Raw genomic sequence first — 12932 nt, forward strand, 5'->3', positions numbered from 1 at the left:
GGTTCAGCGGCCGAACAGGCCCTTCAGGCCCTCCCCCAGATTTTCGCCCATGCCCTTGACGGCGTCGAGGGGGTTATCGGGAACCGACGGCTGAGCCGGCGCCGCCTGCTGCTCCTGTGCGGGTGCCGGCGCCGGCTTCCGGCCCAGCGCGACGGCACAGACGTCCTCGGGCTCGGCGGTGCGCTCTATGACCTGCTCGGCCAGCAGCGACAGCCCGCCCGAGGCGATGGCCGCACCGGCGGAGACGGCTGTGCGCGCCGCCCCCAGCGGGTCCACGGCCAGTGTCGGGTCGGTCAGCGGGCCGCGCAGGCGCACGAGGTTGGCAAGATTGGCCGTGGCGAGGCCCGCCCCCTCGCGCACACCGGTCTTCACGGCCATGTCCAGCGTCTCCGTGCCCAGGTTGACCGTGCCCGAGCCGGTGACGTGGAACTTGGGCGTCTGCACCGCAATGCCCCGGTCGCTGGTGGCGACGCCGTTCTGAAGGCTGAGGTTCACCACCCCGCACTGCAGGACCGTGTACTTGTCCTTGGACGCGAACGGATTGAGGCTGTCGATCAGGCGCAGAGCAATGTCCTGCGTCCAGGAACGCACGGCATCGTTGTTGATGGTGCCCTGGCCGACGCTGACGACGGCCGCCCCGTCCAGGCTGCCCATGATGGCGGCGACGCTGCCGCCCCGGCCGGTCAGGTCGAGCCGCACGTCGGCGGGTCCCTCCTGGATCAGGTCGCCCTGGCCGACCTCCGCCAGAACCCGGCCCAGCATCACGTCCTCGGTCCGCAGCGTCAGCGCAACGGCGGGCGCAGCCTCGGACGACGCATCGAGCGTCACCTCGGCGCGCACGGTGCCGCCGCCGGCCCGCGCCGAGGCCGGCGCCACCATCAGCCGACCGTTGGACAGCGAGACCTTGCCCGTGACGTCGGCCAATGCCATTCCGTCGGGCAGAACCAGGCGGGAGACGGCCAGCTCCACGTTGGCGTCGGCCGCCTTCAGCCCGGCCAGCGGCAGCGGCGTGTCGGCGAAGAGGCGGCTGGGCATGTCGGCCGACTGGCCGGCACCGGCCGCGTCACCCTCGCCGCCCTCCGACGGCAGCAGCGCCGCCAGGTCGATGAGTGGCGACGACAGGGTGCCAGTCACCTTCGGGCGGGGGCCGTCCAGCGTTACCGTCAGCGCGCCCGCCAGCGAAGTATCGCCCAGCGAGGCGGCCAGGTTCCGCACCGACCAGCCGCCCTCCTGGGTGTCCGACAGGCGACCGTCGATGCGCAGCGCGGGCAGGTCGGCCGGCGCCGCCGCATTGAAGGCCCGAGCCGTGGCCGCCGGCTCTGGCACGGAGACGGCGACGCCCAGGTCGATCCCGCGCGCTTCCTCCGGCGCCTCGATACTGCCGTCGACGTTGACAGTGGCGCCGGCGGCCTCGACCTTCATCACCACCGGATAGACCGTGGCCGTGTTCATCAGGTCCGACAGGGGACCCAGCGTGCCCGCCAGGCTGAACGACAGGTCGTCCAGCCGTCCCGAGCCCTGCACGGCCAGCGGCGCGTTCCAGCCCTGAGCGGCGGCCTCCAGCGCTGCCAGCGACAGGGACCGCTTTTCGCCGGTGGACCGGTCGTTGTAGACCACCACGGCATCCTCGACCCGCACCAGTTGCAGGTCCGGCAGGGCCTGCCGGCCGGCGGTCGCGGCCTCGTCGGCGGCGGTTTCGGCGGCGCCGTCGGAGGCCGGCAGGTCCAGCGCCCAGTTGCCGACACCGTCCTCGTTGACCTCCAGCAGCACGTCCGGGCCGACCAGCACGAGGCGGCGCACCTTGATCTCGCCGGACAGCAGCGGCAGCAGTTCCACCTGCGCCTCCAGGCGCCGTGCGGTCACCATCTCCGGCCGCGAGCCCCAGGGCGCGTTGGCGAACGCCACGTCCTGGAGCACCACGGCGGGGCTGAGCGAAATGGACAACTCGATGGGGCCGCCGATGCTGAGGTCGCGGCCTGTGGCGGCCTCCGCCTGCTCCTCGATCACGCCGCGGTACTGGTTGACGTCCACCGACATGAGGATGGCGGCGACGGCGACCACCGCCGCCACCACCGCGATGCCGAGTCCCTTGAGAACCGTCCTCACGCGCATTGCCCCGTCCCCCCAATCTGAGTCCATACGCCCGCCGCCGCGTCCGTCAGCGTCGCATAGGCGTCGATGACGACGTGCGCGCCGGCTTCCTTCAGCTCAACAACCGGATGATACCCCCAGGCAACACCCAGCGCACCCGTACCGGCGGCGCGGGCCATCTTCATGTCGTAGCTGGTGTCGCCGACCATGACGGTGTTCCCGGGCTCCGCGCCCACCTCCACCATGGCGCGCTGGAGCATGCCGGGGTGCGGCTTGCCGGGGTTGTCGTCGGCGGTCTGGATGGTGAGAAAGCGCCCTTCCAGCCCGTGCCGCTCGATCATCGCGGCAACGCCGCGCCGGCTCTTGCCCGTGGCGATGCCCAGGATGACGCCGGCCTCCTCCAGCGCGTCCAGGGCCTCGAGCGCGCCGGGATAAAGGTGCTCCTCGTGGTCGGGCCGGGCGCGCAGGGTCTGGAACGCCTGCTTGTAGCTTTCGGCGACGCGCCGGTGCAGGGCGTCCTCGTGCTCGGGGAACAGCGTCGCGACGGCCTCCACCAGTTCCAGCCCGACGACGCGCCGGCAGCGTTCCGGCGGCGGACAGACGATGCCGTGGACGCCGGCGGCCATCTCCATGGCGGCGACGATGTTGTGGATGCTGTCGACCAGCGTGCCGTCCACGTCCAGGACGCAGAGGCGGAGGGGGGTGTGGGTCATGGTTCTCAAGGCTTTCTCTTTACGTCGTGCAGGCATCCTACCGCATCCGTCGAAGCGACAGGGTTACTCTTCCCCGAACGGATCCCCCGCCTCCGCCACATCAAAGGCGAAAAACTCGAAGGTTTCCGCCATGTGTTCCGGCAACTCCGCCTTCACCTCCAGCATTCCCCCGCGCGGGTGCGGGAGCCGCAGCGCGCGGGCGTGGAGGTGGAGCTTGCGGGAGACGCCGTGGCCCGACAGATGCGCCTCGGCGCCGCCATACTTGCCGTCGCCCAGGATCGGCGTGCCCATGGTGGCGGCATGAACGCGAAGCTGGTGCGTGCGGCCCGTCAGCGGTTCCATCTCCAGCCATGCCGCCTTGCCCGACACCGACTCCACCGTGCGGTAGACGGTGACCGCCGGCTTGCCCCAGTCCTCGTCCACCTCCATGCGCTCGCCGGCCTTGCCGGGAGCCTTGGCGATGGGCGCGGAGATTTTCCCCTCCGCCAGCTTGGGGGCGCCGACGACGACCGCCCAATACACCTTGCGGGCGTCGCGGCTCTTGAAGGCGGCCGCCAGCACCGACGCCGCCTTGGCCGTGCGACCGACCACCAGCACGCCGGACGTATCCCGGTCCAGGCGGTGCACCAGGCGCGGCTTGTCCGGGTAGTCGTAGCGCAGGGCCTCCAGCATCCCGTCGATGTGGCGCGTCGTGCCCGTGCCGCCCTGGGTCGCGAGGCCCGGCGGCTTGTTGAGCACGATCACGTCATCGTCCATGTGGATGACGCAGGCGCGGATCATCGCCGCGTCAGCCTGCGAGACCTTGGGTTCGTCGTCCGGCGGCAGGTCGGGCTGTTCGCCCAGCGGGGGCACGCGCACGGCCTGGCCGGCCTCCAGCCGCTGGTTGCTCTTGGCGCGCTTGCCGTCGACGCGGATCTGGCCCGTGCGCAGAAGCTTCTCCAGCCTGCCGTGCTTGAGGTCCGGGAAATGGCGCTTGAACCAGCGGTCGACGCGCAGCTCGTGCTCGTCGTCGGTGACGGAAAGGGTTTGCACGCCGCTCATGTCAGAAGGGTCCTCGCGGTGTAAAGTCCGATGAACAGGGCCGCCACGCCCACGATGATGGTCGCCGTCAGATAGGCCGCCGCCGGGGCCAGCGCACCCCTTTCCACCAGCGTCGCCACGTCCAGCGAAAAGCTGGAAAAGGTGGTGAAGCCGCCCAGCACGCCGACGAACACGAAGGCCCGCGCCTCCTGGCTCATCACCCCGCGCAGGGCCGCCCACTCGATCAGCGCGCCCATGACGAAACTGCCGACGATGTTCACCGTCAGCGTTCCCCACGGAAAGCCCATGCCCAGAAGCCGCCCCATGAGCACGCCCGTGGCATAGCGCCCGACCGAGCCCAGCGCCCCGCCGGCGGCGACGGCCAGCAGCATTTTCAGCGTCACGCGCCGTCCTCCCCCTCGTCCTCGGCGCGGCGGCGGGCGCGCAGGCGGTCCCAGAAGTCGATGCGCTTGCGCAGCTCGCGCTCGAAGCCGCGTTCCGGCGGATCATAGAAGCGCTGGCGCTCCATCTCCTCGGGGAAATAGCTCTGGCCCGAGAACGCCTCCGGCGCGTCGTGATCGTAGCGGTAGCCCTTGCCGTAGCCCAGGTCCTTCATCATGCGCGTCGGCGCATTGAGGATATGCTTGGGCGGCATCAGGCTGCCGGTCTGCTTCGCTGCCCGCCGCGCCGCCTTGAAGGCGCTGTAGCCGGCGTTGCTCTTGGGCGCGGTGCCGAGATAGATGACCAGTTGTGCAATCGCCAGGTCCCCCTCCGGGCTGCCGAGCCGGTCATAGGTCTCCCACGCCGCGATGGCCTGGGTGACGGCGCCGGGATCGGCCAGACCGATGTCCTCCACGGCGAAGCGCGTCAGGCGGCGGAGGAGGTAGATCGGGTCCTCGCCGCCGTCGATCATGCGGTTCATCCAGTAGAGCGCCGCGTCGGTGTCGGAGCCGCGCAGGGATTTGTGCAGGGCCGAGATCAGGTTGTAGTGCCCCTCGCGGTCCTTGTCGTAGACCGGCGCCCGGCGCTGGATGATGCCCGCCAGCCCCGCCGGGTCCAGCGGCTCGGAAATCCCGGCGTTGGCGATGTCCTCCGCCATGCCCAGCAGGAACCGCCCGTCGCCGTCGGCCAGCGCCTTGAGCGCCTGCCGCGCCTCGCCGGTCAGCGGCAGGGGCGCGCCCAGCTCCGCCTCCGCGCGGGCCAGAAGCTTTTCCAGCGCCGGCTCGTCGAGGCGGTTGAGCACCAGCACCCGGCAGCGCGAGAGAAGGGCGGCATTCAGCTCGAAGCTGGGGTTTTCGGTGGTCGCGCCCACCAGCACCACCGTTCCGTCCTCCACGTAGGGAAGAAAACCGTCCTGCTGGCTGCGGTTGAAGCGGTGGATTTCATCCACGAACAGCAGCGTCCCCTGCCCCGCCTCGCGCCGCTTGCGGCTGGCCTCGAACACCTTGCGCAGGTCGGCGATGCCCGAGAACACCGCCGACAGGGGCTCGAAGTGCAGGTCCGTGCCATCGGCCAGCAGGCGCGCGATGGTGGTCTTGCCGCAGCCGGGCGGGCCCCACAGCACGATGGATTGCAGCTTGCCCGCGCGCACCATGCGCCCCAGCGGCCCGTCGGGGCCGATCAGGTGATCCTGCCCCACCACCTCGTCCAGCGTTCTCGGACGCAGGCGGTCGGCCAGCGGGCGCGGGGCTCGGGCGTCGAACAGCGAGGGGCCGGCCACGGCAGCGCGATCCTTCCTTGCCTACTGAGACAGCGTGGTGGTCAGCGAGCGGCCGTCGCGCAGCAGCGTGATGGTCCACCGCACGGTCGGCCGCACGGCGCGCTGGAGTTCCTTGATGGTCGGGGTCTCGCGGTCGTTGACGCGGGTGATGATGTCGCCCGGGCGGAAACCCAGCCGCGCCGCCGTGCCGCCGCGCTTGAGCGCCAGAACCACCACGCCGCGCTGCAGGCTGTCCAGTCCCATCTCCTCGGCCAGCGCCGGGTTCAGGTTGGCGACCTCCGCCCCTTCGAACGGGCCGTCGAAACGCTCCAGCCGCGTGACGTTGCGCGGCGGGTCCTCCGGCGGCGGGATCAGGGCGACGCGCACGACCCGCTCGCCGTCCGCCCGCCGGACGGTCAGGTCCAGGTCATCCCCAAGCGGAGCGGTGACGATGCGATACCGCAGGTCCGCCGGCCCGACCACGGGCAGGCCGCCCGCGGCCACCACCACGTCGCCGACCTTCAGCCCCGCACGGTCGGCAGGGCCGCCGGGATAGATCTCGTTGATGAGCACGCCCACCGGCCGCGCCATGCCCAGCGACTGCGCGATGTCGTTGGTCACCCCCTGCCCGCCGGCCCCGAACCACGGACGCACCGCCCGGCCCTCGGAGATCAGGCTGTCGACGGTCACCCGCACCATGTTCGACGGAATGGCGAAGCCGATGCCCACGTTGCCGCCGTCGCGCGAATAGATCGCGGTGTTGATGCCCACCAGACGCCCCTGGCCGTCCACCAGGGCGCCGCCGGAATTGCCGGGGTTGATGGCGGCGTCGGTCTGGATGAAGGAGCGGAAATCGTGCTGGCTGTCGCCGCCGCCCGTGGTCCGCCCCAGCGCGGAGACGATTCCCATGGTGGTCGTCTGCCCGACGCCGAAGGGATTGCCCACCGCCAGCACGAGGTCCCCCACCTCCAGCGCGTCCGAATCGGCCAGCGGCAGGGTCGGCAGGGCCTCGCCTTCCGTCTCCAGGCGCAGGACGGCCAGGTCCGTCCGCTCGTCGGTGCCCAGCACCTCGGCCTCGAACTCCCGGCGGTCGGCCAGGATGACGGTGATCTCGGATGCGCCGGCGATCACGTGGTCGTTGGTAACGACGATGCCGTCGTCGCGCACGATCACCCCCGAGCCAAGGCTGGTCTCCACCCGCTCCCGCGTACCGCCGCGCGGCAGGGCGTCGCCGAAGAAGCGGCGGAAGAACGGGTCGTTGAACAGCGGCGACATGGGCGCGCGGGTCTTGACCACCGTCTTGGTGTAGATGTTGACCACCGCCGGCGTCACCTGCTTCACCACAGGCGAGAACGACAGCAGCGCCTCTGCCTTGCTGTCGGGCACCACGCGCTGCTGGGCCATCGTGGGGGCGGCAAGGGCGACAAGGCCCAGGGTTGTCAACATCAGGCTGGCGATCAGGCGCCGCATGTCCATCCTCGTCATTGTCCGGGCGGTGGTCGTGACGCCGGTATACACCGGCCCGCCCGACGGCGCAAAAGGCGCAAGCCGACCGGATCATGCAATGGCGATCAAGGCGCCCGAGCGGCGATAGCGTTTTTCTATGCGCAAGGTCACCAGCGCCAGGGTGATCCACGCGCCATGGAACAGCAGGCCGCCGCCGAGAACGACGACGCCCGGCACCGGGCCGACCGCCGCGCGCTCCAGCAATGCCGGCACGCTGTCGAGGGCGGCCGGATGCACCGACAGCTTGCCGGCATAGGCGACCGCCTGAACCGTCAGGATATAGGCGTAGTTCTTGCGCAGCCGGCGTCCCAGCGCGCGGGTGTAGCTGATGTGGAAGTGCGGCCGCAGGTAGTCGCTGGACAAAAGCGCGTTCCACTTGCCGTCGAGGGTGACGCCCTCGCCGCGGAGCATGGGAGCGTAGATGTCGGTTTCCATCAACCGGCAGCGCGCCCGCCAGACGTTGAAATAGCGGTAACGCCGCGCCTCGAACGCAAGGAATGCCGCCACCAGAAGCCCCACCAGGATCAGCGGCAGCGCCGAGGCCTGCGGGCTGGCGAAGGCGATGGACAGGGCGACGCCCGTGGTCAGGACCGCCCAGTTCGTGGTGTTGTCCAGCCGCGATCGCCAGATGGTCGAGCGGTAGACCTCACCCCTGTACAGATGCGCGATGGCCCCGAGTTCCGGGCCGCTGAAGGTGGACGGGACATCCTGGTCGCGGTTCTTGGTCGTGGCGGTGGCCATGGCGGGCGCCTCCCGGTGCGAACTGCCTCTTGCGTGCGCTTTCGGGCAAGGGTACCGCCCGCAGCCATGGCTTGCACGCACGCGAACGGCGGCGCCGCCGACAGCGGCCACGGGTCTGCGGCCAGGGGAACTTTAGGGCTATTCTGGTGATCCGAAAGGATCATACATCCCGTATCAAACGTAAAGCATCCGTTCTACACGACGGGCAGGGAAAACCCGACCCTCCCCTTCCCCAGGAGCACCCCCAGACCATGGCTCAACAGACGACCGGCCGGAGGTCGCCCGGCCTGACCATCGGCAAAAAACTTGCGCTGGCCTTCGGCGGCGTCCTTGCCTTGACGATCATCCTCGGCGCGGTGGGTTTGGCTGCGCTGACCGACGTCACCGACCGGGTCGACAAGGCCGACGACGCCAACCGCATCCTCAAGTTCGTGCTCGACCTTCGCGGCGAGGAAAAGAACTACATGCTGCGCGGCAATCCCGACGAGGCGGGAGACGTCCGCAGCCTGGTCGACGGCATTCAGGCGCAGACCAGGGAGTCCAAGGCGCAGTTCCAGTCCGCCGCCAACGACCGCCTGATGGACGACCTGGCGGACGTCACTGCCGACTACGCCGGCACCTTTGATCGCTATGTGGAGATCGACCGCGAAGCCGCCACGGCCCTGGCCGCCATGGAGGCCGCCGCCCGCGAGGTGGAAAACGTGCTGGAAGACCTGCGGGCCCAGCAGAAGGCCCAGGTGCGCGACCTGCTGGACGGCAACGCCGCCAGCGCCGCCGTGCTGGAGGAACTGCGCGAGGCCGACGCGGCCAACCGCCTCATCAAGACCATGCTGGAGGTTCGCCGGGACGAAAAGAACTACCAGATCCGCGACGATGTCGAGTCGCGCGACCAGGTTCTCGCCGGCGTGGACACGCTGCGCGGCGGCGCCCAGGCCCTGCGGGACGGCGCCGACCGGCCGGCGACGCGCGAGGTCGCCGACGCCGTGCTGGCCGAGATCAACGGCTTCGAGACCGCCTTCCGGACATTCGTCGACGGCCGACAGGAGCAGCAGGACCTCCGCCCTCGCCTGATCGAGACCGCGCGGGACCTTGAAACCGCCGCTGAAAAGCTGCGCGCCGACCAGAAGACCGAACTCGCCACCGACATCGACCGCGCCTGGACCGTCATGATCGCCGTCCTGGTCCTGGCGGTCGTCGTCGGCGTGCTGAACGCCGTCCTCATCGGCCGCAACATCGGCCGGCCCGTTGCGGGGATGACCGAGGCCATGCGACGCCTCGCCCGCAAGGAGTGGGAGACCGCCATCCCCGGCCGCACTCGCCGCGACGAGATCGGCCAGATGGCCGCCGCCGTTGCCTTCTTCAAGGAGAACGGCCAGGAGGCGGAGCGCCTGGCAGAAGAGCAGAAGGCCCTGGAACGCCAGGCCGAAGCCGACAAGCGCGCCGCCATGAACCGCTTGGCCGACGATTTCGAAGCCTCCGTCGGCGGCATCATCAAGGCCGTCTCGTCGGCTGCCGGAGTCCTGGAAACCACCGCCGGAGACATGTCGCGCACCGCCGACGACAGCACCAGCAAGGCGTCCGCCGTGGCCGCGGCCGCCGAGGAAGCCTCTGCCAACGTCGAAACCGTGTCCGCCGCCGCCGAGGAACTGGCGTCCTCCATCTCCGAGATTTCCCGGCAGGTGTCCCAGTCGTCGGCGGTCGCCGGCCGCGCGACCCGGCGTGTGGAAGAAGTGAACGAGCAGGTGCGCGGCCTGTCGGACGCCGCCGAGAAGATCGGCGCCGTCGTCAGCCTGATCACCGACATCGCCGAGCAGACCAACCTTCTGGCCCTCAACGCCACCATCGAGGCGGCGCGCGCCGGCGACGCCGGCAAGGGGTTCGCCGTCGTCGCCAACGAGGTGAAGGCCCTCGCCCAGCAGACACAGCGCGCGACCGAGGACATCTCGGCGCAGATCACCGATGTGCAGAAGGAAAGCCTCGCGGCCGTCGACGGCATCAAGTCCATTGGCGACGTGATCCGCGAGGTTCACGAAATCACGTCCTCCATCGCCTCGGCGGTGGAAGAACAGAACGCCGCCACGGCCGAAATCGCCCGGAACGTGGAGCAGGCGGCCGTGGGCACGCGGGAAGTGACGACCAACATAAGCGGCGTCACCTCGGCAGCGGAACGGGCCAGTACGGCCTCCGACGAGGTGCTGACGTCGGTCACCGGCCTGAACAGCAACTCCGACACCCTGCAGGCGGAGATGGCGCGCTTCCTCCGGCAGGTCCGCAGCGCCTGATCAGGTCTTCCGCGTCCCCGGCTGTTCGGCACGCGCCGCACCAGCCGGGGACGCGGCGCCCGCGGCCTGGTTCTCCCGCCGGCAAGCAGGCATGAAAAAGGGCGGCCCGCCAGGGCCGCCCTTGATCATATCCGGACACCGCGAATGCGGAGGAGGATTACTCCTCGCCCTCGGCTTCCGCCTCGGCCTCGACGCGCGCCTTGTCCTCGGCGCCCTTGGCGTCGACGTTGCGGTCAACCAGCTCGATGACGGCCATCGGCGCGGCGTCGCCGTAGCGGTAGCCGGCCTTCAGGACGCGGGTGTAGCCGCCGTTGCGGTCCTTGTAGCGCTCGCCCAGTTCGGAGAACAGCTTGCGGACCACGGCATCCTCGCGGATGATCGCGGCGGCCTGGCGGCGGGTGTGCAGGGTGTTGCGCTTCGCCAGCGTGATGAGCTTCTCGACGACCGGACGCAGGTCCTTGGCCTTGGGCACGGTGGTCTTGATCTGCTCGTGCTTCAGCAGGGCAGTCGCCATGTTGGCGAACATGGCCTTGCGGTGGCTGCTGGTGCGGTTGAGCTTGCGGCCCGACATGCCGTGACGCATGGGTGCTCTCCTGTAACTGGATCTCGCGACGCGAAACCGATTGCGATGTCCCGCCGCCGCGCCCGGTTGAATGGACGTATGCGGCATGCACGGCGGGATGGCTCCCTCATGGAACCGGATGGGCCGCCGGTTTTAGACCCGGCGGCCCGAAAGGTAAACCCCGAAAACGGGAGGCGCCTCAGTACGGCTCTTCCAGCTTCTTGGCCAGTTCCTCAATGTTCTCGGGCGGCCAGTTGGGGATTTCCATACCCAGGTGCAGGCCCATGGAGGCCAGCACTTCCTTGATCTCGTTCAGCGACTTGCGGCCGAAGTTCGGCGTGCGGAGCATCTCCGCCTCGGTCTTCTGAACCAGGTCGCCGATGTAGATAATGTTGTCGTTCTTCAGGCAGTTCGCCGAACGGACCGACAGCTCCAGCTCGTCCACCTTGCGCAGGAGATTCTTGTTGAAGGGGAGTTCCTCCTCCTTCTTCTCCTCGTAGGCGGCCTGCGGCTCCTCGAAGTTGATGAAGAGCTGCAGCTGGTCCTGCAGGATGCGGGCGGCCAGCGCCACGGCGTCCTCGGGCGTGACCGAGCCGTTGGTCTCCACGTCCATGGACAGCTTGTCGTAGTCGGTGACCTGACCGACACGGCTGTTCTCGACCTTGTAGGAGACACGCTTGACCGGGCTGAAGATGCTGTCCACCGGGATCAGGCCGATGGGGCTGTCCTCGTTGCGGTTCATCGCCGCGGGGACGTAGCCCTTGCCCGTGTTCACCGTGAACTCCATGTCCAGGGTCGCGCCCTGGTCGAGGTGGCAGATCACGAGGTCGGGGTTCATGATCTCCATCTCGGCGCCCGGCTCGATCTGGCCGGCGGTGACGGGACCGGGGCCGGTGGCCTTCAGCGTCATGCGGCGGGGGCCTTCGCCACCCATGCGCAGCGCCAGCGTCTTGATGTTGAGGATCATGTCGGTCACGTCCTCGCGGACGCCTTCGACGCTGCTGAACTCGTGCAGGACGCCCTTGATCTGGATGGCGGTGACCGCCGCGCCCTGCAAGGACGACAGCAGCACGCGGCGCAGCGCGTTGCCGAGCGTCATGCCGAAGCCACGCTCAAGCGGCTCGGCGACCACCGTCGCCAGACGCGCGGGATCGTCGCCAGGCTCGACGCTGAGCTTGGACGGTTTGATCAGTTCCTGCCAGTTCTTCTGAATCACGGGCGTGCCCCTATTCTATCCGGTTGTCTCCGGGCCCTTGCGACCGGCGCCCGGGTACGCCGAAGTCCTTACCTTTGCGCCGGCTCGGCGGTGTGCCGATGACGCCTGACCGCCGGCCTGGCGCGGGTGCGGCCCGCGCCCCACTGGGCCGAAGACCGCGATCCGGGACGGCACGGCGCCGGCCAGAGCCTGGGCTCGGGCCGGCGTAACCTTGCGGACCGTTGGCGCGCCGCGGCGGACGCGCGGCGCCTGCGCGTCTTACACGCGGCGGCGCTTGCGCGGCCGGCAGCCGTTGTGCGGGATCGGCGTCACGTCGCGGATGGACGTGATGGTGAAGCCGGTCGCCTGCAGCGCGCGCAGGGCGGACTCACGTCCCGAACCCGGACCCGACACCTCGACCTCCAGGGTGCGCATGCCGTGCTCCGCGGCCTTGCGGCCGGCGTCCTCGGCGGCGACCTGTGCCGCGTACGGGGTCGACTTGCGCGAGCCCTTGAAGCCCTGAGCGCCAGCGGACGACCAGGAGATCGCGTTCCCCTGCACGTCAGTGATGGTGATCATGGTGTTGTTGAACGACGCGTTCACGTGCGCGATGCCGGAAGAGATGTTCTTCCGTTCGCGGCGACGCGGACGCGCGGTCTGAGCAGCCTTGGCCATGTGCCGAACCTATCCCTTGCCCGAAATTACTTCTTCTTACCGGCGATCGGCTTGGCCGGACCCTTGCGGGTGCGCGCATTGGTGTGCGTGCGCTGGCCGCGGACCGGCAGACCCTTGCGGTGACGCAGGCCGCGGTTGCAGCCCAGGTCCATGAGACGCTTGATGTTCATCGCCGTCTCACGCCGCAGGTCACCCTCGACCCGGTATTCGTTGTCGATGAGTTCACGGATGCGCATGACCTCGTCATCGGACAGCTGGTTCACGCGAACGGAGTCGGCAATGCCGACCTGCTCGCGGATGTCCTTGGCCTTCTTCGGGCCGATGCCGTAGATGTAGGTCAGCGCGATTTCCACCCGCTTGTTGGTGGGAATGTTAACGCCAGCGATACGCGCCAAAGCCCGTACTCCTTACTCTCGTGCGACTGTTGTCGATTTCCATTGCGGGGCGG

12 protein-coding genes are annotated in these 12932 nt (G+C 69.3%); 1 reads left to right on the plus strand and 11 read right to left on the minus strand.

Translation table 11 applies throughout. The features are described from left to right. Window positions 1-3: 3 nt before the first annotated feature. The 7 genes from LG334_RS19455 to LG334_RS19485 all read right to left on the minus strand — a co-directional run bounded on the left by LG334_RS19455 (window position 4) and on the right by LG334_RS19485 (window position 7770). Window positions 4-2112 (minus strand): AsmA family protein, encoded by a 2109-nt coding sequence (locus LG334_RS19455; RefSeq protein WP_404380637.1) that lies wholly within the window; start codon window positions 2110-2112, stop codon window positions 4-6. Next, a complete protein-coding gene (locus tag LG334_RS19460; RefSeq protein ID WP_404380639.1) occupies window positions 2103-2804 on the minus strand; it encodes an HAD-IA family hydrolase in 702 nt (233 codons plus the stop codon). Before LG334_RS19460 ends, LG334_RS19455 begins: the two co-directional genes overlap by 10 nt. A gap of 63 nt (window positions 2805-2867) precedes the next feature. Next, the gene (locus LG334_RS19465) at window positions 2868-3845 is read right to left on the minus strand and encodes an RluA family pseudouridine synthase (RefSeq protein WP_404380641.1); all 978 of its coding nucleotides are present in this window, start codon (window positions 3843-3845) and stop codon (window positions 2868-2870) included. Further along, window positions 3842-4228 carry a fluoride efflux transporter CrcB gene (gene crcB / locus LG334_RS19470; protein ID WP_404380643.1) on the minus strand — a complete coding sequence of 129 codons (387 nt, stop codon included), beginning with the start codon at window positions 4226-4228 and terminating at the stop codon, window positions 3842-3844. The genes LG334_RS19465 and crcB overlap by 4 nt, the downstream gene beginning before the upstream one ends. Further along, window positions 4225-5544 carry a replication-associated recombination protein A gene (locus LG334_RS19475; protein ID WP_404380646.1) on the minus strand — a complete coding sequence of 440 codons (1320 nt, stop codon included), beginning with the start codon at window positions 5542-5544 and terminating at the stop codon, window positions 4225-4227. Before LG334_RS19475 ends, crcB begins: the two co-directional genes overlap by 4 nt. Before the next feature lie 21 nt (window positions 5545-5565). Next, window positions 5566-6999: a DegQ family serine endoprotease gene (locus tag LG334_RS19480; RefSeq protein ID WP_404380648.1), complete on the minus strand. Its 1434-nt coding sequence runs from the start codon at window positions 6997-6999 to the stop codon at window positions 5566-5568. 81 nt (window positions 7000-7080) lie between these two features. Further along, window positions 7081-7770, minus strand: coding sequence for a DUF2270 domain-containing protein (locus LG334_RS19485; protein WP_404380650.1), 690 nt, complete (start codon window positions 7768-7770; stop codon window positions 7081-7083). Between the two features lie 251 nt (window positions 7771-8021). Between LG334_RS19485 and LG334_RS19490 the strand changes: the two genes are divergently transcribed. After that, window positions 8022-10052, plus strand: a complete 2031-nt coding sequence (locus LG334_RS19490) for a methyl-accepting chemotaxis protein (protein WP_404380652.1) — start codon at window positions 8022-8024, stop codon at window positions 10050-10052. Window positions 10053-10209: 157 nt separating this feature from the next. Here LG334_RS19490 and rplQ read toward each other — a convergent pair whose 3' ends face one another. The 4 genes from rplQ to rpsM form a co-directional block, all read right to left on the minus strand. After that, window positions 10210-10635, minus strand: coding sequence for a 50S ribosomal protein L17 (rplQ, locus tag LG334_RS19495; RefSeq protein ID WP_404380654.1), 426 nt, complete (start codon window positions 10633-10635; stop codon window positions 10210-10212). A gap of 178 nt (window positions 10636-10813) precedes the next feature. Then, on the minus strand, window positions 10814-11830 hold the full coding sequence (locus LG334_RS19500; RefSeq protein ID WP_404380656.1) for a DNA-directed RNA polymerase subunit alpha: 1017 nt from the start codon (window positions 11828-11830) through the stop codon (window positions 10814-10816). A gap of 258 nt (window positions 11831-12088) precedes the next feature. Further along, complete coding sequence (gene rpsK, locus LG334_RS19505; protein ID WP_009541251.1) at window positions 12089-12484, minus strand: 30S ribosomal protein S11; 396 nt, start codon at window positions 12482-12484, stop codon at window positions 12089-12091. Between the two features lie 26 nt (window positions 12485-12510). Further along, window positions 12511-12879: a 30S ribosomal protein S13 gene (gene rpsM, locus LG334_RS19510; protein ID WP_009541252.1), complete on the minus strand. Its 369-nt coding sequence runs from the start codon at window positions 12877-12879 to the stop codon at window positions 12511-12513. Between the last annotated feature and the right edge of the window lie 53 nt (window positions 12880-12932).

This window comes from Caenispirillum salinarum (assembly GCF_044803115.1).
Classification (GTDB): Bacteria; Pseudomonadota; Alphaproteobacteria; order Rhodospirillales; family Rhodospirillaceae; genus Caenispirillum; species Caenispirillum salinarum_A.

Coding starts and splice junctions, on each gene's coding strand:
- LG334_RS19455 (WP_404380637.1), bottom strand. CDS start 2,112: ATGCGCGTGAGGACGGTTCTCAAGGGACTCGGCATCGCGGTGGTGGCG.
- LG334_RS19460 (WP_404380639.1), bottom strand. CDS start 2,804: ATGACCCACACCCCCCTCCGCCTCTGCGTCCTGGACGTGGACGGCACG.
- LG334_RS19465 (WP_404380641.1), bottom strand. CDS start 3,845: ATGAGCGGCGTGCAAACCCTTTCCGTCACCGACGACGAGCACGAGCTG.
- LG334_RS19480 (WP_404380648.1), bottom strand. CDS start 6,999: ATGGACATGCGGCGCCTGATCGCCAGCCTGATGTTGACAACCCTGGGC.
- LG334_RS19485 (WP_404380650.1), bottom strand. CDS start 7,770: ATGGCCACCGCCACGACCAAGAACCGCGACCAGGATGTCCCGTCCACC.
- LG334_RS19490 (WP_404380652.1), top strand. CDS start 8,022: ATGGCTCAACAGACGACCGGCCGGAGGTCGCCCGGCCTGACCATCGGC.
- rplQ (WP_404380654.1), bottom strand. CDS start 10,635: ATGCGTCACGGCATGTCGGGCCGCAAGCTCAACCGCACCAGCAGCCAC.
- rpsK (WP_009541251.1), bottom strand. CDS start 12,484: ATGGCCAAGGCTGCTCAGACCGCGCGTCCGCGTCGCCGCGAACGGAAG.